A 24,407-nucleotide genomic window follows, 5' to 3' on the forward strand; every position below is an offset into this window, starting at 1 on the left:
CCTAACTCCTCATCCTTCGCGCCGTCCGCGCTCCTTCAATCTCCCGGCGGCGACGGCGAATGAAGATCACCGTTCCGAGTACCAGCGCGGGAATCGGCGGCAGCAGGACCGCGAGTGTCTTTATCCTGCTTTGGATGGCGCGAATCGATGCTTCCATCTGCTCTTTGCTGGCTAATACTTGCGCCTCTTTAGTCGCTTCGATGCCGGCTTTGACCGTCTCGAATCTGCGGTTTTCCACTTCCTGCAGGTTTCGCATCATGATTTGCTTGGTCTGGTCATCGAGATCCGAACGCGTCTGAACTTCAGCAACCCGCTCGTTGAGTCGCTGCTGCGCCTCATTAAGGGCCTGCTGGGCCTCTCGTTCGGCCTGTTGTTCTTCATCCAGACGGCGCTGGACAAACCCACGCGTTTGGTCTTCGACCGCGGTCAAAGTACGATGCACCACTCGTTTCTTGCGCAATTCGATATAGGATGAATCCCCGACGAGTACGTCCATGCAGTTCAGCACAAAGGGGATGTTGTCGAAATTGAGCGCCGCAATGCCCTGTTGACGCAACATGAAAAACTGCTCGCCGATCAGGTCGGTATCGGCGATCACGATCGCATTGACTTTTTTGGGTGATGATGCCCCAGTTGTGTCGGACGACGGGAGTGTCCCACGGATCTGCGCAGCCAGGATGTACGATTCTCCGGCTGCCGTGCGCCGGACGTTTCGATTGAGCTGCATCCCGAAAAAGCCCCGCTGCACGAGCTGAGTGAAGTGTGATTTGCCGGAAATCCTCCCCGAACGGAGCAGCGGCGTAAACTCGAGCGGCGAGTCGATGGCATTGAACAAATACCCAGGAAATATCAGCACTACCTCCTGAAGTCCTGACGTCGCGGCGGTTTGCGTACTGAACGCTTCGCCGCTCTGATTGCCCTCGCCGACGAATACAATCTCCGGCTGGGCCTGGGACAGTTCCGGGTGCGGATTGTAATTGTCCCAGACGATTTCCGCCGGGTTCCACTTGACGCCAATCGTCGTGAGGAGGCTGTCCACATCGCCTTTCGGCTCCGGCGGCGGTCCTTGATTTTGCTGGAACGGGTTTCTCTGGGCATCCGCAGGCAGGACAGGTGACATCGCGATATCGGACATCGGCATCGGGTCCACCAACAACAGCACCGGGTGACCTTCCAGAGTGTACGCCAGCAGGTTGTCCATTTGCTTTTGAGACAGCGAGGACGGCAGGATCACCAGGAGTCCATCGAGCTGTTCGGTAATCGGCGCATCGGCTGAAATCTGCACGACCTCGTATTGCTTGCGAAGTTCTTCGACGATCGACCATGCCGGTTTGTTCTGCATGGTCTGGAAGTCGAAGCCGCCGAAGACATCGACACCGGTGCGAAGGACGCCGACTTTCTTCCGTGCGGTCTGCGCGACGGTGCGAATGGAGCGAGTGAGTTCGTATTCTACCGGCAGACCACGGTCGAAGAACGGGATTACCTCCTCGCCTGCGCCGCTGGTGAAAGCTATCCCGGCAAACACCATCTGTGTGCTTGTGCGGCTGCCGACGTCGACAACCATGTCTCTCGGCACGATACCGAACTTTTCCCGGGCGTCGCGAGCGGCATCGGAATACGGCTCCGTATCATGTATAAGGACCTGCACCCTGCCCGCGCCGATCGCGCCGATCTCCTGCAGCATTGCAAGCAGGTTTGCCCGCGTTTCGACGTACGCCTGGGGCACGTCGGGCGAAATGAATGCCTGGATCAGGACCGGCCGGTCACCGGGTATCTCGTCGAGCAACTCCTCCGTCTGATCGGACAGCGAGTGCAGTCCCTCCGCTGTTACATCCAGGCGAGGACTGATCCGGTCGAGGATCACGTTGATGCTCACGACCGCCACGACGACAGCAATCGCTCGAATCAACTGGTGTCGCCAGTAACCGGCACCGCCGTTCTGCTGGGGCCAGTGGCGGCGACCCAACAGCAATACGTTGAAGTAGAGCATCACGCCGGCAAGCGATACGAAGTACAGGACGCTCGACAGGGAGATCACGCCCCGTGCGAAGTCGCCGAAGTAGTCGAAGATGCCCATTGGCGCCAGCCGCTGCTGCAACCACTCGTTGACGACCCACTGGCGGGAGGTGACGAAAATGAGAAATGAACACAGCGCCGCGCCGAGCACGAAGGCGACGGTCGAGTTTCGCGTCAGCAACGACGCCACCATACCGACCGCGATCAAAGCGCAGCCCAGCAGCCAGTATCCGACGTAGTTGCCCACCATCAAACCGAGATCCGGCGACCCCAGCCATCCCAGAACAAACACATGGCTTGCCGACAGCAATAACGATCCGGTATACACGCCGACCACCGCGAGATACTTTCCGAGAACGACTTCAAGATCGGTTCCCGGAAGAGTCAAGAGCAGTTCGTCGGTGCCCCGTTTGCGTTCTTCGGCCCAGACGCCCATGGTGAGCGCGGGTATGAAAAACAGGAGAATATACGGGAAGTAGCTGTTGAGCTGGTCGAGGTTGGCCAGGTTGTTGGCAAAGAATCGTTCCTGCCAGAATGCCGCTGCGGCGCTGAGGAAGATAAACAGGGTGAGAAAGACATACCCGGTCGGGCTGCTGAACCAACTGCGGAAATCGCGCCTGGCGACGGCGAGAACGAACTGGCGATTGATACTCATGCCGCACCCCCCTCTTCCGCGACGCTTCCCGGGGCCCGGCCGTAATCGGTCATGCGATAGAAGGTCTCTTCGAGCGAGCCGGATGATCTCAACTGGTCCGGGCTGCCGTCGAACTTCAGTCGTCCGTTGTGTACCAGCAGCACTCTGTCCGCGACCGCATCGACCTCCTGCAGGATGTGCGTCGAGATCAGAATCGTTTTGTCCCGTCCGAGCTCGCGAATATCGCGCCGGAAATCGCGGATCTGGTTGGGGTCAAGCCCCGCGGTCGGCTCATCCATAATCAGCACGGCCGGGTCGTGCAGCAGGGCCTGGGCAAGCCCCGCCCGCTGTCGGTATCCGCGGGAGAGCTTGCCAATCGGTTTGTCGAAGACCAGATCAAGCGCGCACTGTCCAGCGACTTTTTGGATCCGGTCCTCGAGCGGCGCCCCGGTCAGCCCACGCGCCTCTCCGAAGAAGGCGAGCAACTCGCGCGGCGTCATGTCGTCGTACAACGGACCGTTCTCGGGCAAATAGCCGATAGTGCGGGCCGCGGCAAGACGGTCCGTCCGCACATCCCGCCCGGCTATCCGCACTGCCCCGCTGCTGGGGGCAAGATAGCCGGTCAGGATTTTCATGGTTGTGGTTTTGCCGGCGCCATTGGGGCCGAGAAAGGCGACTACCTGCCCGCGCGGAATCGAGAACGAAATATCCTCAATCGCGACAAAAGAGCCGTAGTACTTGCACAGCGATTGTGCCTCAATCATCACCTCGTAATCTTCGTGGCTCACAGCGTACCTCGAATGTTTGTTCGCCCCCGCAACCTTCCGGCCTCGGCGGCCTCTGTTTCTGCCATGATATTACGGTAAATGTGGAACGGGTCGAACATATGCCCGCAGGACTCGCTTGTCAAGCGGGTTGCCCGAACTCACGTACAGCAGATTATAGTGCTAATGGGCGCGAGGAGTTCCCGAGGCCGGCGCGGCAGAATCCGTGAGCCGCCGGACGAATACAATCGAGCAGCCGACCAGTATCAGAATCGCGCCCGCCCATACGAGGTTGATGAGCGGCTTGCGGGACACATCAAGAACCAGCCGTTCCGGCTCGCCGGACTCCAGCAGCCCCGGGACATCGAGTACGATTTCGCCGCGATCGACCTGCAACCCGGCGATCGTCACCAGAATCGTATCACCGCCGGCGGTCTGCAGCAGTCCCGGCTCATCGACGAGATGGTTGTGACCGGCATCGTCGATTCGCTGGATGACGGCCGGGGCGATGGTATCGATTCGCTCACCCTGCCTTACTTCAACCAGCGTGGTGGCGCGTAGCCCCATGGAGGCCTGCGCCGAGTGATCGGAAACGGAGAACCCCAAAAATGTGAATGTGAACTCGGCCACGGTCTTCGGTTCGTCTCTGGTGAGTGTCAGACCGGCGGCGCGACTAGCTTCGAGAATCTGCTCCGGCGCCATGTAGAGATCCTCGAGCGTCGTACGCACGATCGCGGGCTTCTTGAACAGCCCGTCCATACGACGAGAATAGTAGAGCTCCGGGCTGAGCTGCTGCGTACGCTGTTGATCGGTCATCGTCAGGATCAGACGATTGTGGGGTTCCATGACGTCGCCCTCCATCCCGCCGTAGGTGATGGAGACATCGAACGCCTGGCGCGCCTCGTTGAGCGGGATAATGACTTTCTCACTGGTGCTGAACGCCGATGACGCAAGGATCCCGATCAGCATTATCGTGAAGCCGGTGTGCGCAATATGTCCACCCGTACTCCGCCAGTTTCGAATGATTCTTGGCGCCACGATAACAAGGTTCGAGGCAACCCCCATCGCGGCCGTCGCGATAAAGAGGATGTAAAGGGGCTCCGTCACGCCGGTCAGGGCCATTGCAAGGACGGCGACAGCCAGCGCCGTGAGCGCCGGGATCAACTTGCCCGCGCCGACCGGCGCGGCAAGGTAGGTGGCGATGCCGCCAAGCACAATCGTGACAAGCACGGCCACGGTCAACCCCGCACCGAGTACCGCGTAGAAAAGGCCGAAACCCACCACGGCGCCGACCGCGAAACCGATACCGATCGATCGTGGCCGAGCCGGTATTGTCTCGGCAACGAAAGTCGAAAACGGCGAATACATCAGGATAAGCGAGAACAGGATGGCAAACGGAAGAGCGAAATTGTTGTACGTAGCGATTTCCGCCGCCCGTGGCTCCATGCCCACAAGCGAGGTGAGTACCGGCAGGGAGCTCCAGAAGAGTACCACCGCACCGGTCGCGAACAGCAACGACATGGCCGCAAACAGCGAAAACTCCCGGCCGTGCGGGTTGTAGTTCAGTGGGTGACTGGGAATGCCGCCCACACGCCAGAGAAACACGGTCACGGTCAGCACAAAAAAGAGGGCCATGAATCCGACCAGGTAGACATTAACTCCCAGGTCGACAAAACTGTGGACGGAGAAGTCCGACAACACGCCGCTGCGGGTGAGAAAGGTTCCGTAGACAACCAGCAGAAACAGCAGCGCCGCCATTAGCAGGTTGACCCGCCGCAGCGCACCCGTTCGCCGTTCAATAATGAGACCGTGCAGGAGAGCCAGCGAGATCATCCAGGGCACGAACGAGGAGTTTTCCACCGGGTCCCAGCCCCAGTATCCTCCCCACCCGAGCGTCTTATAAGCCCAGAACCCGCCCAGGATATTGCCCGCGCCGAGCATCACGGCCGTCAGCGCAACCCATGGGAAAGCCAGCCGCAACCAATCGGAAAAGTCGTTTCGCACGAGCGCCGCGATCGCCAGAGTAAACGGTATGGCCGCGAGCGCGTATCCCACAAACATAATCGGTGGATGCACGACCATCCACGGGTCACGGAGCAGGGGGTTGAGACCGGCCCCATCCGGCGCATAAAACGACAAATAGGCAAACGGCGAGAGCTTTGTCATGATCAATAGAAAGAAAAGATTGATCAGGCAATAGACAGCCATCGCCGGTCCAGCGTAGCGACCACCCCGCCGGATGATGACGTAACCGAACAACGCGAGCAACAACAACCAGAGCAGATACGTGCCTTCCTGGCCCCCCCAGAATGCGGACAGGACATATAAAAACGGCTGCGCTCGTTCCGAGTACTCGAAGACATATTTGAATGCGTAATTGTGAGAGAAAAACAGGTAGTACAAGAGGGCGCTTGCAAGGACGGCCGATGCAGTGAACACGTGATAGGATCGAATCGCCAGGGATTCCCAGGACTGTCGCCCCCGGCCGAGCAGCCAGAAGCTGATACCGCACACTATATTCATGGCCACACCGACCAAAATCAGCAAATCACCGATGGCCTGTAGCGACATTTCCAACTCCTTCACTGCTGCGGCCCTTGTGATCATCGTAACAAGCCGGCAGAGGTAACAGTATGTAACGGTCCGAAATGAAAGGCAAGTAAATAGATGTTGTATGTCCCCCCTGCGCATCGGAATGGCGATCGTTCAGGCATGACGTCGCACGATCGACACGCATCGGGGCGCGTCAACCATTTGACTTCGCGACATGCACACTCGATGCGAGTTGGCACCGCTGCCGGGCGGTGAGTCCGATCGGGGAGATAAAGAAAAAAGCAAGCTGCGGGCTCAGTTGACGAAACCGACCGTAGGCAGTATTATGTGCGGCATGTTCAAATGACCGCATATCCCGAGCATACGAGGAAAGGCAGCGTTATGATAAAGCGCATCGGCATAATCACCAGCGGTGGTGACTGTGGTGGCTTAAACGGCGTGGTGAAAGGCGCGGCGCAAATGGCAACGCGCAAAGACGTCCAGACACTCGCTATCCCGAACGGTTACGCCGGGTTATACAACCTGGTCGACATGGACACGCTGGTGGACCTGACCCCATCCCGGGTCGATACGTTCAGCATCGGACTCGCGGGCTCAGAGGCGGGTCACTCACGTGTCAAGATCTCGAAGATCGAAGACCCCGACAAGTACAACCGCATTCGTACGGGTCTTGCGAAATTCGACATCGGAGGACTGGTAATTTCCGGTGGCGACGATACCGGATCCGTGATCATTGACCTGGACAAAAACGGCATTCAGTGCGTCCACGCTCCGAAGACCATGGATCTCGATCTGCAGCCGTATTCAGTAGGGGGCGACTCAACCATCAACAGGATTGCGGAAATCTGCCGCGACCTCAAGACCACCGGCCGGAGTCATAACCGGATCATGGTGCTTGAAGTATTCGGACGATATGCCGGTCATACGGCATTCCGTGGCGGAGTCGCAGGCGAGGCCGATGCGATCCTGATTCCCGAACTCCCGGTGGACTTCGAGGAGCTCTACCGCCACCTCAAGAAGGTCTATATGAAGCGCGTCATCGAGAGCGACGTCAACGCGGGGACGTATACAATCGTCGTTGCCGAGGGGCTGAAGAACGCCTCGGGGAAGGAAATCTACGACGACTCGGTGCCACCGGACGCGTTTGGACACCGGAAACTCGCGGGTGCCGGCAAATATGTCGTACAGGAACTCAAGAAGATGCTGAAGGCCGACGATGAGATAAAGTCCTTCATGCACCGTCAGGGGATGTACGTCAAGGGGCACTACGAGATTCCCGAAGTCCGGTCGGTGACGCCCGGCCATATTGTGCGCTCAGGATTTACGTCGGCTTATGATGCCAACTTCGGCATGGAGGCAGGGGCAAGCGCCGTACTCCTTCTTTTGGACGGCCTCTCCGGCGTCACGGTAACCGGCTTCAGGAACGGCAAAATTCACTATATGAAGGTGTCCGACGCAATCAAGCAGCGCAATGTCGATCTCGATATGGTGAATCTGTACGAACAGCTTGGGTTTACGTTTGGACGGGTACGCCAGGAGTTCGCCCCGGGTCGAGTCGAAGTCACCGGGTTGATAGACCGCATTTATTGATTCGAGGTCGGAGTGCGCGGGCAGCCGTACTGACTGTCCGCGCGCTGTCCAATTCTTGCGCTTGTCAATTTGCCGCCGATCAGTATATTAAGTCGGTACGCCGCGTCGGCGGGGCACCAATGCTTTTGCAGCCTTAAAGTTACTGCTCTGCTTCAAAGTACTGCTTTGTGCTGCACGGAAGATCGTATGAGGTAAAAAGCCGGATGTCGCGTCTGCACCGTTACCAACGGTACGCCCTCGGAATGTGCCTGACTCTGGGCCTGCTCTGTCTGCTGCCCGGGCAGGAAGTTCAAGCGCAGGCCGAAGACCCTGGCGTTGCAGACACGGTTTCCGTGGACAGTCTCACGGTGGGGTTCGGAATCTCGTCGGTGGTGGGCATCCATCTCGCAAACGATGAGGCGCTGTCGGCAGTGGAAGTTACCATCAAGGCGTCAGACACGCTGGTCGCGATTGACTCCGCCTCCTTTCTAAACGGCCGACTGGCCGGCTATTTCGTAAAAGGCTGGGCGATCGATGACTCCAGCGGCGCCGTAACGTTTTACTGCTACCCTTCGGATGAACCGCTCCTGCAGCCCGGCACCGGACTTCTGGCGACTATTCACTTCTCTCATGAAATACTCCCGTTTTTCCCATACGACATTACGATCGACTCAGTTACCGTCGAGTTCGACCTGATTTACCGGACAACGGCACTTCGGGACAGTTTGGGAACGGTGTTTACGCCCCAATTCCGGTCCGGGATCCTACGTATCGTGGGCCAGAGTTGCTGCACGGGCTTCACCGGAAACATCAACGGTGACAGCGCAGGATCGGTGGATCTCTCCGACCTGATCTACCTGGTGAACTTTCTCTTCCTCGGGGGAGTCGAACCAATTTGCGGTGCCGCGTCCAACATCAACGGCGATGAGGGGTGTAGTATTGACCTGTCCGACCTGATTTATCTGGTCAATTTCCTCTTCCTGGGGGGGCCGAACCCTGCTGCCTGCCTGCCGTCCTGCGGCTGAGTCTGGATTCCGAAACAAGTAGACTGATCGGTGATTTTGCGGGCGGCGTGGTGACCGGGGATTCTTACCGGAAGCAAAAAGAGCCACCGCGCAGGCTCGAACTGCGGACCTGCTGATTACGAATCAGCTGCTCTACCAACTGAGCTACGGTGGCTATTCGTGATTGTACCGCGCAAACGTACGGCCGGCCTTCCACTCTGTCAAGGAAATATACATTCAATCGGCCTTTGTTTGGGGAGTTAGGGCGATTGCGCTGTGGTCACTTGCAGGAACACGGGTACGGCAACCAATCGTGAATTGCCCTCAACCTCTGCCCCGCCGATTCGGCTGACGCGCAGAACGAGCAGCTCTTCTTTCAGGCCAGAGCAACAACCGGTTATTCGGATTCCAGTTCCAAAAGGACATGAACTGACGCTTCAGTTTCGCATCTTTACAGCTGAGAAACGCTTCGGTTCCTTACGATCGCGCAGCTTCGATGGCGGTCGATGCGGTTAACGAGACGGCTTGACCGCCGAGGCCCAAACAACGGCGCGCACGGACCTGACTTGGTGTAAAGAAACAGCACCGCCAGTCGACCCGGCAGCGCCTTCAAAAATAGGAGGGAGAATTTGCAGCACTCACCAGCCCCTTGGCGTATTGACAAAGACCGCATATTCGCAGCCGACGACCGTCTTGTGTGCCAGGTCGCCGATGGCGACGGCGTACTGTGGAACAGAGACCTGGAAGATTTTCGAGGCTGCGGCGATTGCCACCTGATCCGATCGGCTCCGGAACTCCTGTTGGCCTTCTGGCAACTACTCGATGCGTACCGAAAGACGCCCAACTACGACTGGGAGTTCGCTGCGAGTATGGATGCACTAATAGACAAAGCCGTCGGTATCGGCCGGCTTCGTTGACTAACCTGATCACAGTGACGCGGGTCCACTACCCCAATCGACGCAGGAGCCCGACCACTTTGCCGGCGATTCGGAACTCTCCCGAACTCCTCTCCACGATGATCGGGGCGAAGGAATCGTTCGCCGGCTCGAGGACTACCCGGGTCTTTTGCGGCACGTAGCGCTTGACGGTCGCTTCGCCGTTTATCAGCGCCACGACGATTTCACCTTTCTGCGCCGTGTCTTGCTTTTTGACAACGACAACGTCGCCGTCGAGAATACCCGCGTCTTTCATCGAGTCGCCTTTGACTTTCAGCGAGAAAGAATCGCCCGACGGCAGGAACGTGAAGTCTACCGCGATTTCCCCTTCGATATTCTCGATCGCGTCAATCGGCGATCCCGCGGGAACCGAGCCTACCAGCGGAACCCGGCCCACCTGCCCTGCCAATGGCCTGGTCAGTTCCAGCCCGCGCGAGATAAACTCCTGCTTTTTCAGTAATCCCTTTTTCAGGAGGGCGCTTATGTGCGTGCGGACACCGTTCGTGGATCGAATACCAAACGCCTCGCCGATTTCCCGTATGGTGGGCGCGTGTCCTCGGGACACGATGCGGTCCTGAATGAACTGGAAAATCGCGCGCTGCTTGTCTGTCAGCCTGGCTTTTACCATTGGGCTTCCCTTGCGTTTTCGTCCTTCCTGCTTACAGGTTACTGCCCACCTGTTCACCTGTCAATAACAAATCTGTGGAAAAGTCCGCTTGCTGAGTTCACGTTTATCCAAAAGAGAAGCGGCGATCCGGATGCCGGATCGCCGCGACGCATAGATCATTCTGCCGATGGTCAGCCCTCAGCCTCTTTTTCGGCCTGGGCCTCGGCGATTATCTTCTGTGCAGCCTCGTGCGGGACCTCTTCGTAATGTGAGAAGTCCATCGAATAGAACCCCTGACCCTGGGTCATGGAACGCAGGTCCACAGAATACTGATAGAGCTCTGCCTGAGGTACCGTGGCGCGAATCCGCTGAGATCTTCCCTCCGGATCCATACCGGCGATTTTACCCCGACGCGACGAAAGGTCGCCCATGACGTCGCCGGTGAAGTCCTCGGGAACCAGAATCTCAATGTTGTAGATCGGCTCAAGGATTACCGGTTTGCATTTCAGGTAGCCCTCTTTGAACGCCATCGAGCCGGCAATCTTGAAAGCCATATCCGATGAATCAACATCGTGATAGGAGCCGAAATACAGTGCCACTTTGACGTCAACGACCGGTGCACCGCACAGTCCGCCCCGATCCAGTGACTCCACAATACCCTTCTCGACGGCCGGTATGTATTTGCCCGGAATCACACCACCGGTGATTTCATCGGCGAACTCGAATCCTGCGCCCCGTTCATTCGGTTCAATTCGGATATAGACATCACCGTACTGACCGCGGCCGCCGCTCTGTTTCTTGTGCTTGTACTGCTGTTCGGTTTTGCCTTTGATCGTTTCTCGATACGGCACTTTGGGCTTTATCAGCTCGACGTCGACACCAAAACGCTTCTTGAGCTTCTCCACCAACAGTTCGATATGGGTCGAGCCCTGTCCCCAGAGAACCTGCTGGCGCAGGGCGGCATCAGGGACGAGTCTGAATGTCGGGTCTTCCTCGTGCAACTTGGAAAGACCAGTCGCAATTTTTTCTTCATCACCTTTGTTCTTGGACTTGACGGCTACATCCATAATCGGATTAGGATAAACCAGCGGTTTTACCGATACGCCAAAGTCCTTATCAGTCAGAGAATTGCCAATGTGAGTATTTTTCAGCTTTACGAGCACGCCGATGTCCCCGGCAGGTACCGCAGGGACTTCAATCCGGTTCTTCCCCTGAAAAGTATAAAGCTGACCGATTCGTTCGGCTGTGGATGTCTGCTGATTGTACAGCTCCAGTCCCTGCGACACGGTCCCGGAGACGGCCTTGATGAACGTCATGTCCCCCAAGTGGCCCTCGGAAAAGACCTTAAATACGAACGCGAGATGTTTGCCGGACGGGTCAGGTGAAACCTGGACGCTGTCATCTTTGCCCGTCTTGACAGCATTGGCCGCGGGCATCTGATCCGGAGACGGAAGATACTCGCCCATAAAGTCAAGCAGAACGCGTATTCCAATGTTGGCCGCAGCCGAGCCAAAAAGAATTGGATAGAGCTTGCCGGAGCGTATGCCCTTGCGAAGACCAATCAGCGCCTCTTCCTCGGAGAGGTTGCCGTTTTCAAAGAATTTCTCGAGGAGGGCGTCATCCGACTCCGCCGCCACTTCGACCAACGCCTCGCGGGCGGCAGCAACATCGTCCTTCAGATCGGCCGGAACATCAATCTCCTTGCGCTCGTTGCCCTCGAAGGTATACGCCTTCATGTGGAGCAGGTCAACCAGGCCAATGAACTTCTCGGCTTCACCGATAGGGATCTGTACTGCGACGGCCTGTTTACCGAACGCGGCGTTGACCGACTCTACGTTCTGTTTCCAGTGAGCATTCTCCTTCTCTATCTTATTCACGAAGAAGAACCTGGCCAGATGGTATTTCTCAAGCATCTTCCACTGCAGACCCGTGCCCACTTCAACGCCGGCCGTGGCATCAAGCACAAATCCAACAGCGTCGGCAACTTTGGCCGAAGAGAGCAGCTCACCGACAAAATCCGCGTGTCCCGGGCAATCGAGCAGGTTGATCTTTGCGTTATTCCACTCGCACGCGAGAAGCTTGGAGGTCACCGACGTTTTCCGGCCGATTTCGGCCTCAGTGTAATCCAGCAGAGAACTGCCGTCGTCCACCCGTCCGACTCGGTTGTTGATGCCGGTGTGAAAGGCGATTGAATCGGCGACCGACGTTTTCCCGGAGCCGCGCTGACCGGCCAGACAGACGTTTCGAATCTTATCGGTAGTATACTGCTTCACCAGCGAACCTCCATAGCGTAGTTAGCCCGATCGGGAATCCCGACGGGATCGGTCAAAAAGACAAGAATTCAAGAATATACTATCAACGTAGCCTTGTCAATCGGTTTTGGGCGGATAGATATGCAGCACAACGGTCTTGACGGATTCGACGGCAGCGTCAAACCGGTGATCGCCCATGCTCGCCGTGCCCGGTGGCCTATGCGGCGGAAAAGCAGCGACAATCAGCTGGCGGATTTGGCCGCGGCAACGCTCTGATCAGTCGGCAGTCCATTCCGTTCCATATAAGTAGACAAAAAGCGGCTGGCCTCGGGCTGCGGTGAAAGCAGAAACTCCATGAACGAGAGAAGCTTCCCGGTCGTTTGCGGACTCAACAGATGTTCCACCTTACACGCATCCTCCTGCGCCCGGTCTCCCTCGACCAAAAGCACTGTTCGAAAGAAGCGTTCGATAGTGCGGCGGCGGTCCAACACAGAATTGACAGCATCGACCCCCTTGACCGTCAACCGATAGAATTTGTTGTTATCCTCTGTCAAGTATCCTTTGGCTTTCAGCTTGCCGAGAGTGACAGACACCGAACCCCGGGTGATGTCGAGATAGCGCGCGATGTCGATACCCCGTGCGTAACCGTGCTGCTTGTGAAGCTCATGGACGGCCATCAGGTGATGAACACCGCTGTGACTTAACTCGGCCTCGTCGAATTTTTTCCAGACTTCGTCCATAGTCGTAACCTACCGTCAGGATGCTTTAATGCTCAAACCAATGTATAGTCACTAACTGTCTTGTGAATTATATAACAAGCTCCAAGTTGCGTCAAGTGTTTCTTTGAGCCCACGCTCGAATCTCGCACCACGCAGGTGTCCCCCACGACGGCTCTCATCTGCTTATGCCATAATGCACTACAATTGGCTTGCCTCATCCCTTCAAGGGCTAGCACAAAGCTAGGATGATCCAAGATCGAGAATTTGGTCGGGGTACGGGCTTGTAAGAACTATTTCATGCTTCGGGTTACCGTGAAGACAAGTTACGGTTGTCACAAAGCATCACAAAAAAAGACCCGCCGGCGGCGGGTCTTCGACTAAAGTGACCGGTTGTCCTCAGCCTTCTTTGGCCTGAACGGCCTCAATCTCGATATTGATCTGCACGTTATCGCTGACGACGAGCCCGCCGGCATCGAGGCTCTTGCTCCACGACACACCGAAGTCCTGCCGGTTGATATCAGCGGTCGCCGAAAATCCCGCGCGCGTGTTGCCCCATGGGTCGGTAACCACGCCGTTGAATTCACAGTCAAAGGTCACCGGCTTGGTCACGCCACGGATGGTAAGATCACCCATGAGCTGGAAGCGATTTCCTTCGCCAGGCACGACTTTGGTCGACACAAACTTCAGTTCCGGGTGTTCCTCGACAGCAAAGAAGTCCGGAGATTTCAGATGTTTGTCGCGGTCGACGTTATCGGTGTTAATCGAAGCGGACTTTGCGGTAAAGGTAACCGCGCCGCCCTCGAGCGTTGTGCCGTCAAACCCGGTTATCACGCCATCAAATTCGGTGAACTGCCCGTTGACCTTCGACACCACCATATGACGCACGGTGAATCCGACTTCCGAGTGTGTCACATCGAGCTTCCAGTCGGCCGCGACGGCTGAGGCGGCAATCACGCCCGTTCCGACAATCGCAGGCAAAACGTGTTTCAACATACTTCTTCTCCTGTTTCAACAGCGGTTTCAATTGGATTATCCTTCGATAACGGCCACCCGCCAGCGTTTGTTCCCAAGGGGATGACTATCGTCCGACGTGCGTTCTCTGTCGGACGGCCTCGTACAGGCAGATGCCGGCAGCCACCGAGACATTCAGGCTTTCAACCCGGCCGTGCATCGGCAGGCTGGCGAGAAAATCACAGGACTCACGGGTCAATCGCCGGATGCCGGTCCCCTCCGATCCCATCACCAGAGCAGTCGGCCCGGTAAGATCGCATTCATAGATTGTGCGCTCTGCGTCCATCACGGTGCCGACCAGCCATACGCCGGCCTGCCGCAACTCACGGAGCGATCGAGCCAGATTGGTAACCTGAATAAGGGGCACGTGCTCGGCAGCTCCACACGCCACGGTGCGGACGGTCGCGGTCATCGATACGGATCGATCTTTCGGTATGACGACCGCATGCGCTCCCGCGCCATCGGCCGACCTCAGGCAAGCGCCAAGGTTGTGGGGGTCAGTGATGCCGTCAAGGACCAGCAACAGGGGCCGGTCAACCTTCTCGAGCAGGACAAACAGTTCATCTTCGGATCGCGCTCCCACCTCGGCGGAGAGGTTGGCATGCGGATTGACTCGCGGCCCGGTACGACTATTTCCATATCTCTTTGGCATCTTGACTCCTCTAGTGTTACTCCAATGAATGCCGACGGCAACCCCGGTGCAACGTCTTTCTGGAGTTTCGGGAGGCAATTGCATATGACAATAAGATTCCGACAACCGTATATTGATGGAAACCTTCGTCGAGGATGAACCATGTCTGCCAAAATACTGATCTTTGTCCTGCCGGCACTTGTGCTGTCGGCCTGCGCGTCGGTCGACAGGCACACGCTGCGCGACGGCGACATTCTCTTCCAGGACTTCGCCTCCTCGCAAAGCGAAGCGATTAAAATCGCCACCGGCTCGGAGTACAGCCACTGCGGTGTCGTGTTTTTCGACGGTGATCGGCCGATGGTCTGGGAAGCGGTGCAACCGGTCACAATCACGCCGCTGACGGAGTGGATCGGTCGAGACATTGACAGCCACTATGTGGTCATGCGGCTTCGGGATGGCGACAAACAGCTCTCCCCTGCGGCAATCGATGCCATGAAATCGTATGGCCGAGCGGTGATGGGACGCGACTACGATGCGCTGTTCGAGTGGAGCGATGATCGCTTCTACTGCTCGGAACTGGTTTGGAAGATCTACTCCGAGGGGGCGGCCATTGAGCTCTGTCCCCGCCGACCGATCGGTGATTACTCGCTGGACAATCCGGTCGTGCGAGAGAAACTCGCCGAACGCTACGGCGACTTAGTACCGCTGGACCGTATGGTCGTAGCGCCGTCCGACCTTTACAACTCACCTTTGGTAGAACTCGTGTACAGGAAGTAACGGCGCTTACTCTTCGGGCCGGGGGTCCACTATGCTGACGAGCGTATCGCCCGGGCGCGGCGCCAGTTTGCCGTCAAGCGTATACATCTGCAGGACGCCCGAAGATGTAACTATGAACAACGGAATCACAGTGGAGCCGTATATCGAACGCAGACGATCCATATTAAACTCGTCGGTGATGGATGTTCGTTTGACCACGGCTCCGCGCTGGAATCGTCCCGACAGAACCGCATAGGTCGCCTCGCTGGTAAAGAGAAGACGACCGCGCAGGTGGCGAGGCAGCTCGTTGCGCCTGTCTTTTCTGGCAGTACTGCTCGGCGGCAGTTGATAGACTTCGGATCGTCCGAACAACTCCACGAAATGCAGGGCGGCAAGCGAATTGACTTCGTCGTTGGACGTCACGGCAATGAGCCGACCTATACCATCAAGCTGGAGTTCGTTGAGGACATCTTCAGCCAGAATACTGCCGTAATGCGCACGCAGGCCCAGATTGCGCGCCGCGGTCACGTTGTTCCAGTTTGAGTCGACCAGGGCCGCCTGAATACCGAGGTCATTGAGCAATTTGCCCAGTTCGCGTGCCCAGGCGTGCGCCCCCGCGATCAGGACTCCCTGAGGATCGGGCTGCGATATCTTCAGCCGCCGGGCAACCGGGCCGGCCGTGATACCATAGACGGCGACCGTGCCGACGATGACTTGAAAGATCAACGGCACCAGCGGCTCGAATTGCGGATGACCGGCATCGCTGAGGCGCAGCACGAACACTGACGTCACGGCGGCTGCCACGATCCCGCGCGGAGCCATCCAGCCTACAAACAGTTTCTCAGCACGCGACAGCTTCGAACGAAAGGTCGCCGCCGCCACGGAAACCGGTCGCACGAGAACAATCAGCACCACGACAAATACCCAGTTGGCGAGACTTCCGGGAGCCAGTTCCGCAATCGGCAGCCGGGCCGACAGGATAACAAACAGTCCCGCTATCAGCAGCACGCGGAGGTTTTCTTTGAACTCAAGGATGTGCTTGACAGAGACGAACCGCTGGTTTGCCAGTGCGATGCCCATAACGGTCACGGCCAGCAGCCCGGATTCGGTCTGGATGGCGTTGGCAGCTATAAAAACCAGCAGGACCAGTACCAGGGAAATCGGGTTTTGAAGGAAATCCGGAACCCAATAACGCCGCAGGAGCAGTACCATGATGGCGGCGCCGAACAGTCCGAGTCCGCCCCCGAAAAAGACGGCCTTCAAAACCGCCGGGATGACAATGCCGATACCTTCGCGAAGACCGCCTTCAAGTATGACCTCGAACACGATAACGGCGATAATGGCTCCGATCGGGTCGTTGACAATACCTTCCCATTTGACGACCGATCCGATCCGCCCGAGCGGGCGCACCTGACGAAGAAGCGGAATGATGACGGTTGGCCCAGTCACCACCAGGACGGCACCGATAAGCAGCGACGGGCCCAGCGGCAAGCCCACGATCAAGTGCGCTGCAAAGCTGGACAGTACCCACGTCACCAGGGCGCCGATCGTAATAAGGCTCGTCACCACCGCGCCGACCTTGCGAACCTCCTGAAAATGAAGACTGAGCCCACCTTCGAACAGAATGACCGCTACCGACATGGAAACAATCGGGAAAAGTATGTCGCCGAACAACTCGTCGGGATGCAACAGGCCAAACACAGGTCCGGCGAAAAACCCGGTCAGCAGGAGCAAGAGAATGGCAGGCAGGTGCAGACGCCAGGCCAGCCACTGGGCCAGAATGCCCAGCACGATTATGCTGCCAAGACCGATGATTATGTGTTCGGACATGGATGCCTGATTCCCACTTGCGGTACGCTTCTACCCTCAAGGTACAGCGTGAGCGCACTGAAGCAATAAAAACGAGATACCCTTTGAAGATACCGCCCGCTTTCGTATACTGCCTGTAACACGCACGATGCACGGAGAGGTCGTATGTTTATCCGCTTACGCACACTTCTCATAGCCGGCTTGATGACAGTGCTGTTATCGCTGGCGTGTGGCGATGATGACGAGCCGACCGGGCCCGACACCGGCGCCAGCCTTTTCGACTCGATCACCCCAACATCGGGTAAGGTAGGCGATACCGTAACAATATACGGGCGTGACTTCGAGACCACGGCCGGCCCCCTGTCGCTTCGCATCGGCTACGGCTCTATCGCACCGATCTTCAGCAGCGATTCTCTGCTCAGGTTCCGGGTTCCGGGCGGCGCTACCACGGCGCGGCCGGTGTTGACACACGGGTCAGCCAATAGCGCGGCGCGTGAAGTATTCACGGTCCGGTGGCAGCACGTCTCCCCCGGACCGTCGACGAGACACATCAACGATATCGTCCGCTTCGCGGATTACTTCGTAATTGTCGGCGATGACGGGCTGGCCATGGCCGGTTCGGCCGGGGCCTGGGCCGACAGGAGCCGCGGTACTACGACGCACTATGCGGCAGTCGCCTTCGGTGACCGGGTTGTCGCGTCATACGGTGTTTCGCAGGTGCGGACGTTTCAACCGGAGGGTCTTGTCGATACGGTCATAGACTTCTCGACATCGTCGATCGGCGGTTATCTGCTGGCAGCGTCGGCCGACGCCGCTGTCGCAGTGCCCCGGCAGGGCGGGTTTGTCCTTACGTCGGCCGACGGTCTCGCGTGGCAGAAGGTTGACCTCCCCGACACGGTCGCTCCGGCCGTGTTTGTTCACACCGATCGTTTCGTCATTTATTCCGGCGGCCCGGAGATCTGGGTCTCGACCGACGGTCTCAATTGGTCCGGCGAATTCTGCAATCTGACCGCGCCGGCTCTTCGCGCGGCCTGTTGGACCGGCCAGCTGTTGATGATCGTCAAGCCGAGCGCGGTGATGTATTCGTATGACTCGCAGAATTTCTCCGAAGCTACTCCGCGCGATTTCCCGAATGCCGACTTCCTGGGCGTGAGCTGGACCGGCGACATCTTTCTCGTCCATACCGACGACGGCCTGATCTGGTCGACCGGCGGTCCGCAGTGGGCCCGGCATGCCGAGTTCCCCGCGGTGCCGACGACGGTGCCGAAAATTGCGTGCGACGACCGGGTGTGTATTGCGGCGGGCGGGTTCGGTAACGGCTACATGATCTGGTGGCTGACCACCGGCCAGCCCCAGCCGTAGGCCCGGAGTGGATTCGATGAAAAAGCCCCGACTCGTGAGAGATCGGGGCTTTCTATTTAAACCCGGCAGCGTTCTACTCTCCCACACAGTCTCCCATGCAGTACCATCGACGTAAACGGGCTTAACTGCTGTGTTCGGAATGGGAACAGGTGTTTCCCCGTCACTATCGCTACCGGAATATCTATCATAGTTTCTGCTGCGATGCGGTTTGGCATGCATCGCCCAACAGGCGCGCAGATCGCGCGGTTCTACGGCTTACTCTTAGAAGAGCGTTGATCGTAATTTATACGATTAAGCCGCACGGCAATTAGTATCGCTCGACTGAACACATTACTGTGCGTACATCTGCGACCTATCAACCTGGTCATCTTCCAGGAGCCTTCAGAGACTTGCGTCTGGGAAACCTAATCTCGAGGTGGGCTTGGTACTTAGATGCTTTCAGCACTTATCCCTTCCCGACGTAGCTACCCTGCGATGCAACTGGCGTCACAACAGGTGCACTAGCGGTCGGTCCAACTCGGTCCTCTCGTACTAGAGTCAGCTCCTCTCAAGTTTCCTGCGCCCGTATCAGATAGGGACCGAACTGTCTTGCGACGTTCTAAACCCAGCTCACGTACCACTTTAATTGGCGAACAGCCAAACCCTTGGGACCTTCTCCAGCCCCAGGATGTGATGAGCCGACATCGAGGTGCCAAACCCCCTCGTCGATATGAACTCTCAGAGGAGATCAGCCTGTTATCCCCGGAGTACCTTTTATCCGTTGAGCGACGGCATTTCCATGCACAACCGCCGGATCACTAAGACCTGGTTTCCCATCTGCTCGACTCGTCAGTCTCGCAGTTAAGCTCCCTTGTGCCTTTACACTCTACAGCCGATTACCACCCGGCTTGAGGGAACCATTGCGCGCCTCCGTTACAGTTTGGGAGGCAACCGCCCCAGTTAAACTACCCACCTGACACTGTTCCTGAGCCTGGTTCAAGGCTCAAGGTTAGACGTTCGATAGCATGAGGGTGGTATTTCACCGGCGGCTCCACCGATCCTAGCGGACCAGCTTCAAAGCCTCCCACCTATGCTACACACACAATACCCAACGCCAATGTCAGGCTGTAGTAAAGGTTCACGGGGTCTTTCCGTCCCGATACGGGTAAACGGCATCTTCACCGCTGCTACAGTTTCACCGGGCCTCATGTTGAGACAGTACCGCAGTTGTTATACCATTCGTGCAGGTCGGAACTTACCCGACAAGGAATTTCGCTACCTTAGGACCGTTATAGTTACGGCCGCCGTTTACTGGGGCTTCAATTCAACGCTTCGCCCGCCGAAGCGAGCTGACATCTCCTTTTAACCTTCCAGCACCGGGCAGGTATCAGTCCCTATACGTCGTCTTGTGAGACTTAGCAGAGACATGTGTTTTTAGTAAACAGTCACCGCGATCGATTCTCTGCGGCCACGTTCGGCTCAATACGAGAAGTACATCACCTACTAGTGGCACCCCTTGTCCCGAAGTTACGGGGTCAATTTGCCGAGTTCCTTAACATGAGTTCACCCGAGCACCTGAGGATACTCTCCTCGCCTACCTGTGGCGGATTGCGGTACGGACTGCGGAGTAACTAGCATAGAGGTTTTTCTTGGCAGCCTGATTAGGGTCACTTGGGGACTAGGTCCCCTGCCATCACCTCTCGGCGTTAGAAGCGTGGATTTTCCTGCGCTTCCCGCCTACGGGCTTAGACCGGCACAACCATTCGCCGACTGACCTTTCACTTCTGCGTCACCCCATAGCTTAAAACGCGACTCCACAGGTACAGGAATTTTAGCCTGTTTTCCATCGACTACGCCTTTCGACCTCGTCTTAGGATCCGACTAACCCTGGGAGGTTTAACCTTGCCCAGGAAACCTTAGGCTTTCGGTGAGCAAGTTTCTAGTCTTGCTTTATCGCTACTCGTCCCGACATAATCTCTTGTCTGGTGTCCAGCGAGCCTGACGACTCGCCTTCAACCGCCAGACAATGCTCCCCTACCGCTTGCACAAAGTGCAAACCCATGGCTTCGGTGCCATGCATAGTCCCAAGAATTATCGGCGCGGATTCACTAGACTAGTGATCTGTTACGAACTCTTTAAATGATGGCTGCTTCTAAGCCAACATCCTAGCTGTTTAAGTAAATCCACATCCTTTACCACTTAGCATGACTTGGGGACCTTAGCCGATGGTCTGGGTTGTTTCCCTTTTGGCAATGAAGCTTATCCCACACTGCCTTACTCCCGGGAAGCATGTGACGGCATTCGGAGTTTGATTGGGGTTGGTAACCTTGTGGGGCCCCTAGCCCATTCAGTGCTCTACCTCCGCCACACTCATGCCCGAGGCTGTTCCTAAAAGCATTTCGGGGAGAACCAGCTATTTCCAAGTTTGATTGGCCTTTCACCCCTATGCACAGCTCATCACCCAGCTTTTCAACACTGGTGTGTTCGGACCTCCAGTCCGTGTTACCGGACTTTCATCCTGGCCATGCATAGATCACCTGGTTTCGGGTCTACCTCCTGCCACTCAATCGCCCTGTTCAGACTTGCTTTCGCTGCGGTTGCGCGAGTGTTTCGCTTAACCTTGCGACAGAAGAGTAACTCGCCGGGTCATTATTCAATAGGCACGCCGTCAGTCAGACGTATCCGGAGATACGACTTTCCTCCGACCGCTTGTAAGCACGCAGTTTCAGGTACTATTTCACTCCCCGCTAGGGGTACTTTTCACCTTTCCCTCACGGTACTAGTTCACTATCGGTCACAGAGTAGTATTTAGCCTTGCCAGATGGTCCTGGCGGATTCGAACAGGATTCCACGTGTCCCGCCCTACTTGGGAAATTCGACGAGAGCCGTATGCATTTCGGTTACGGGGCTATCACCCGCTCTGGCGGAACTTTCCAGAACCTTCGCCTATACATACGGTTTGTAACTCTCTGGGTGATCAGGCGCCCACCCGGTCGACTCCCACGACCCCGGAAGCACAACGCCGCCTGGCTTTGACGTGCAATCCGGTTTAGGCTTTTCCCCGTTCGCTCGCCGCTACTGGGGGAATCACTATTGTTGTCTGGTCCTGCAGGTACTTAGATGTTTCAGTTCCCTGCGTTCGCTTCATACACCTATGTATTCAGTGCATGATGGCCGGGCATGACCCCGGTCGGGTTACCCCATTCGGACATCTCCGCTTCAACGCTTGTTTGCAGCTACACGGAGCTTATCGCAGCTTACCACGTCCTTCATCGCCTCTCTGTGCCAAGGCATCCACCGCGTGCCCTTAGTAGCTTAATCGATAACTCACCTAAGAGCATACCTATAGATGCAACGAATCTGCGCAGCCTGTTGGAAGATGCGCAAACCGTTTATTACAGCAGAAACTATGTAGTTGTCAAAGAACCGTTGCCCGCCACCGGCGGGCTCTATCACACGCGAACTTGCGTTCGATAGCTGTCATGGAGATGACCGGGATCGAACCGGTGACCTGTGGCTTGCAAAGCCACCGCTCTCCCAACTGAGCTACATCCCCGAAATTCTCAGATATGGTGGGCCTAAATGGAGTTGAACCATTGACCTCGCGCTTATCAGGCGCGCGCTCTAACCAACTGAGCTATAGGCCCTTCCACGTAGGCCACCGCCTTACGGCAGTAACGTCATTTATATCTAAACAGCCAGCTAAAGAGCGGGCGACACGAAATCGCCCAAGATGCATGTCTCGAGGCTCGACCTGGATGCGATACCGGTCCGTGAGACCGGCGTGCACACCGTACTCCTTAGAAAGGAGGTGATCCAGCCACAGCTTCCGCTACGGCTACCTTGTTACGACTTAGCCCCAGTCGTCAGTATCACCTTCGGCGCCGCCGTCCTTGCGGTTAGGCAAGCGACTTCGGGTGCTCCCAACTTCCGTGGCTTGACGGGCGGTGTGTACAAGGCCCGGGAACGTATTCACCGCTGCCTGCTGATCAGCGATTACTAGCGATTCCGACTTCATGGAGTCGAGTTGCAGACTCCAATCTGAACTGAGGCCGGCTTTGAGGATTGGCTCCACCTCGCGGTCTTGCAACCTTCTGTACCGGCCATTGTAGTACGTGTGTAGCCCTGGGTGTAAGGGCCATGAGGACTTGACGTCATCCCCACCTTCCTCCGGCTTGTCACCGGCAGTCTCCATAGAGTCCCCAGCATAACCTGATGGCAACTATGGACGAGGGTTGCGCTCGTTGCGGGACTTAACCCAACACCTCACGGCACGAGCTGACGACAGCCATGCAGCACCTGTGCAAAGGTCCCCGAAGGGAAAACCGGCTTTCACCGGCGGTCCTAAGCATGTCAAACCCAGGTAAGGTTCTGCGCGTTGCTTCGAATTGAACCACATACTCCACCGCTTGTGCGGGCCCCCGTCAATTCCTTTGAGTTTCAATCTTGCGATCGTACTCCCCAGGCGGGGTACTTAGTGCGTTAGCTGCGGCACCGGGGGGGTCGAGACCCCCGACACCTAGTACCCATCGTTTACCGCTTGGACTACCAGGGTATCTAATCCTGTTTGCTCCCCAAGCCTTCGCGCTTTAGCGTCAGTATCGGTCCAGAAAGCCGCCTTCGCTACTGGTGTTCTTCCAGATATCTACGCATTCCACCGCTACACCTGGAATTCCACTTTCCTCTCCCGTACTCAAGACCTACAGTATCGGATGCAAGCTGCCGGTTGAGCCGTCAGTTTTCACACCCGACTTGAGGGTCCGCCTACGCGCCCTTTACGCCCAGTGAATCCGAACAACGCTAGTCCCCCCCGTATTACCGCGGCTGCTGGCACGGAGTTAGCCGGGACTTCCTCTGAGGGTACCGTCAGGCGCAAGGCAGTTACTCCTCACACGTTTCTTCCCCTCTGACAGGGTTTTACACTCCAAGAAGCTTCATCACCCACGCGGCGTTGCTGCGTCAGACTTTCGTCCATTGCGCAATATTCCCTACTGCTGCCTCCCGTAGGAGTCTGGGCCGTATCTCAGTCCCAGTGTGGCCGATCACCCTCTCAGGCCGGCTATCCATCGTCGCCTTGGTGGGCCGTTACCCCGCCAACAAGCTAATGGACCGCGGACCTATCCCTGGACGGCAGATTGCTCCGCCTTTGATTTCCCGGCGATGCCGCCAGGAGATGTTATCCGGTATTAGACCCCCTTTCGAGGGATTATCCCAGATCCAAGGGCAAGTTATCCACGTGTTACTCACCCGTTCGCCACTGTACTCTTCCAACCGAAGCCGGAATTTCTCGTTCGACTTGCATGTATTAAGCACGCCGCCAGCGTTCGTTCTGAGCCAGGATCAAACTCTCCGTAAATATTTCGAATCGTTTGAAGTCGACTCTATCAATACGAACGTGTCGTTTTTGTTGAACACATTCACTCGGAATACACAAAATCAAAGGATTTTGCGAAAGACCTCGCCACATGCGAGCGGTCGCATGTGCCCGTCTTTAGCATGGCTATTTAGTTGTCAAAGAACTTGTTCGGTCGAAAAAAAACCTGCGCGACATTTCTGTCGGCAGATGCCCAGTATACCGGGGCTCGGTCGGTCTGTCAAGACCTTTTTTTCGACTTTTTAATCCGGTGTGATCCGGTGCGACCCTTCCGGGCCGCCTGCCGGCTCAACTAAAACAACCGTCGATATGGCGTTGTTCCCGTATTCGATGGCCGTCTTTTGAATCGGCCGACAAGACTAATACTTTAGCCGAACCTTGTCAAGCCCTTTCGTTAAATTTTTGTAAACCGCGGTCTGCAAGTTCATTAGT

At 56.8% G+C, this 24,407-nt stretch carries 14 protein-coding genes, 3 tRNA genes and 3 rRNA genes; 5 read left to right on the forward strand and 15 right to left on the reverse strand.

Annotation, left to right across the window (positions count from 1 at the left end):
• Window position 1: 1 nt before the first annotated feature.
• The 3 genes from RBT76_04150 to ccsA form a co-directional block, all read right to left on the reverse strand.
• Window positions 2–2,671: a Gldg family protein gene (locus RBT76_04150; GenBank protein MDX9856961.1), complete on the reverse strand. Its 2,670-nt coding sequence runs from the start codon at window positions 2,669–2,671 to the stop codon at window positions 2–4.
• Window positions 2,668–3,414 carry an ATP-binding cassette domain-containing protein gene (locus tag RBT76_04155; protein ID MDX9856962.1) on the reverse strand — a complete coding sequence of 249 codons (747 nt, stop codon included), beginning with the start codon at window positions 3,412–3,414 and terminating at the stop codon, window positions 2,668–2,670. Before RBT76_04155 ends, RBT76_04150 begins: the two co-directional genes overlap by 4 nt.
• A gap of 183 nt (window positions 3,415–3,597) precedes the next feature.
• Window positions 3,598–5,985, reverse strand: a complete 2,388-nt coding sequence (ccsA, locus tag RBT76_04160; GenBank protein MDX9856963.1) for a cytochrome c biogenesis protein CcsA — start codon at window positions 5,983–5,985, stop codon at window positions 3,598–3,600.
• Window positions 5,986–6,351: 366 nt separating this feature from the next.
• Between ccsA and RBT76_04165 the strand changes: the two genes are divergently transcribed.
• A complete protein-coding gene (locus RBT76_04165; GenBank protein MDX9856964.1) occupies window positions 6,352–7,557 on the forward strand; it encodes a 6-phosphofructokinase in 1,206 nt (401 codons plus the stop codon).
• A gap of 203 nt (window positions 7,558–7,760) precedes the next feature.
• Window positions 7,761–8,561 carry a hypothetical protein gene (locus tag RBT76_04170; GenBank protein MDX9856965.1) on the forward strand — a complete coding sequence of 267 codons (801 nt, stop codon included), beginning with the start codon at window positions 7,761–7,763 and terminating at the stop codon, window positions 8,559–8,561.
• A gap of 81 nt (window positions 8,562–8,642) precedes the next feature.
• Here RBT76_04170 and RBT76_04175 read toward each other — a convergent pair.
• Window positions 8,643–8,715 (reverse strand) — tRNA-Thr (locus RBT76_04175).
• 454 nt (window positions 8,716–9,169) lie between these two features.
• Here RBT76_04175 and RBT76_04180 point away from each other — a divergent pair.
• On the forward strand, window positions 9,170–9,457 hold the full coding sequence (locus tag RBT76_04180) for a hypothetical protein (protein ID MDX9856966.1): 288 nt from the start codon (window positions 9,170–9,172) through the stop codon (window positions 9,455–9,457).
• Between the two features lie 28 nt (window positions 9,458–9,485).
• On the opposite strand, the gene lexA is transcribed toward RBT76_04180, so the two are convergent.
• The 5 genes from lexA to rlmB form a co-directional block, all read right to left on the reverse strand.
• On the reverse strand, window positions 9,486–10,103 hold the full coding sequence (gene lexA / locus RBT76_04185) for a transcriptional repressor LexA (protein MDX9856967.1): 618 nt from the start codon (window positions 10,101–10,103) through the stop codon (window positions 9,486–9,488).
• Between the two features lie 170 nt (window positions 10,104–10,273).
• Window positions 10,274–12,355, reverse strand: a complete 2,082-nt coding sequence (gene fusA, locus RBT76_04190) for an elongation factor G (GenBank protein ID MDX9856968.1) — start codon at window positions 12,353–12,355, stop codon at window positions 10,274–10,276.
• Window positions 12,356–12,576: 221 nt separating this feature from the next.
• Entirely contained in the window at window positions 12,577–13,074 is a 498-nt protein-coding gene (locus RBT76_04195; GenBank protein MDX9856969.1) for a metal-dependent transcriptional regulator, read from the reverse strand.
• Window positions 13,075–13,449: 375 nt separating this feature from the next.
• The gene (locus RBT76_04200) at window positions 13,450–14,046 is read right to left on the reverse strand and encodes a YceI family protein (protein MDX9856970.1); all 597 of its coding nucleotides are present in this window, start codon (window positions 14,044–14,046) and stop codon (window positions 13,450–13,452) included.
• An 85-nt stretch (window positions 14,047–14,131) separates the two neighbouring features.
• Window positions 14,132–14,716 carry a 23S rRNA (guanosine(2251)-2'-O)-methyltransferase RlmB gene (gene rlmB, locus RBT76_04205; protein MDX9856971.1) on the reverse strand — a complete coding sequence of 195 codons (585 nt, stop codon included), beginning with the start codon at window positions 14,714–14,716 and terminating at the stop codon, window positions 14,132–14,134.
• Window positions 14,717–14,857: 141 nt separating this feature from the next.
• Here rlmB and RBT76_04210 point away from each other — a divergent pair, with 141 nt between their 5' ends.
• Window positions 14,858–15,472, forward strand: coding sequence for a YiiX family permuted papain-like enzyme (locus tag RBT76_04210; protein ID MDX9856972.1), 615 nt, complete (start codon window positions 14,858–14,860; stop codon window positions 15,470–15,472).
• Between the two features lie 6 nt (window positions 15,473–15,478).
• Here RBT76_04210 and RBT76_04215 read toward each other — a convergent pair whose 3' ends face one another.
• Window positions 15,479–17,281 carry a cation:proton antiporter gene (locus tag RBT76_04215; protein MDX9856973.1) on the reverse strand — a complete coding sequence of 601 codons (1,803 nt, stop codon included), beginning with the start codon at window positions 17,279–17,281 and terminating at the stop codon, window positions 15,479–15,481.
• 144 nt (window positions 17,282–17,425) lie between these two features.
• Between RBT76_04215 and RBT76_04220 the strand changes: the two genes are divergently transcribed.
• Entirely contained in the window at window positions 17,426–18,622 is a 1,197-nt protein-coding gene (locus RBT76_04220; GenBank protein MDX9856974.1) for an IPT/TIG domain-containing protein, read from the forward strand.
• Between the two features lie 60 nt (window positions 18,623–18,682).
• Here RBT76_04220 and rrf read toward each other — a convergent pair.
• The 5 genes from rrf to RBT76_04245 form a co-directional block, all read right to left on the reverse strand.
• Window positions 18,683–18,799: ribosomal RNA gene (gene rrf, locus RBT76_04225) — 5S ribosomal RNA — on the reverse strand.
• 110 nt (window positions 18,800–18,909) lie between these two features.
• Window positions 18,910–21,922: ribosomal RNA gene (locus RBT76_04230) — 23S ribosomal RNA — on the reverse strand.
• 162 nt (window positions 21,923–22,084) lie between these two features.
• Window positions 22,085–22,157: transfer RNA gene (locus tag RBT76_04235), tRNA-Ala, on the reverse strand.
• Between the two features lie 14 nt (window positions 22,158–22,171).
• Window positions 22,172–22,248: transfer RNA gene (locus tag RBT76_04240), tRNA-Ile, on the reverse strand.
• Window positions 22,249–22,405: 157 nt separating this feature from the next.
• Window positions 22,406–23,957: ribosomal RNA gene (locus RBT76_04245) — 16S ribosomal RNA — on the reverse strand.
• Together the 16S, 23S and 5S rRNA genes with 2 tRNA genes alongside form the textbook arrangement of a ribosomal RNA operon.
• Between the last annotated feature and the right edge of the window lie 450 nt (window positions 23,958–24,407).

The sequence above is a fragment of the Candidatus Zixiibacteriota bacterium genome (genome assembly GCA_034003725.1).
Classification (GTDB): domain Bacteria; phylum Zixibacteria; class MSB-5A5; order GN15; family FEB-12; genus WJMS01.

Excerpts from the sequence above, each read along its gene's own strand:
- RBT76_04150 (MDX9856961.1), bottom strand. The coding sequence starts at position 2,671 with ATGAGTATCAATCGCCAGTTCGTTCTCGCCGTCGCCAGGCGCGATTTC.
- RBT76_04155 (MDX9856962.1), bottom strand. The coding sequence starts at position 3,414 with ATGATTGAGGCACAATCGCTGTGCAAGTACTACGGCTCTTTTGTCGCG.
- ccsA (MDX9856963.1), bottom strand. The coding sequence starts at position 5,985 with ATGTCGCTACAGGCCATCGGTGATTTGCTGATTTTGGTCGGTGTGGCC.
- RBT76_04170 (MDX9856965.1), top strand. The coding sequence starts at position 7,761 with ATGTCGCGTCTGCACCGTTACCAACGGTACGCCCTCGGAATGTGCCTG.
- lexA (MDX9856967.1), bottom strand. The coding sequence starts at position 10,103 with ATGGTAAAAGCCAGGCTGACAGACAAGCAGCGCGCGATTTTCCAGTTC.
- RBT76_04195 (MDX9856969.1), bottom strand. The coding sequence starts at position 13,074 with ATGGACGAAGTCTGGAAAAAATTCGACGAGGCCGAGTTAAGTCACAGC.
- RBT76_04200 (MDX9856970.1), bottom strand. The coding sequence starts at position 14,046 with ATGTTGAAACACGTTTTGCCTGCGATTGTCGGAACGGGCGTGATTGCC.
- rlmB (MDX9856971.1), bottom strand. The coding sequence starts at position 14,716 with ATGCCAAAGAGATATGGAAATAGTCGTACCGGGCCGCGAGTCAATCCG.
- RBT76_04210 (MDX9856972.1), top strand. The coding sequence starts at position 14,858 with ATGTCTGCCAAAATACTGATCTTTGTCCTGCCGGCACTTGTGCTGTCG.
- RBT76_04215 (MDX9856973.1), bottom strand. The coding sequence starts at position 17,281 with ATGTCCGAACACATAATCATCGGTCTTGGCAGCATAATCGTGCTGGGC.
- RBT76_04220 (MDX9856974.1), top strand. The coding sequence starts at position 17,426 with ATGTTTATCCGCTTACGCACACTTCTCATAGCCGGCTTGATGACAGTG.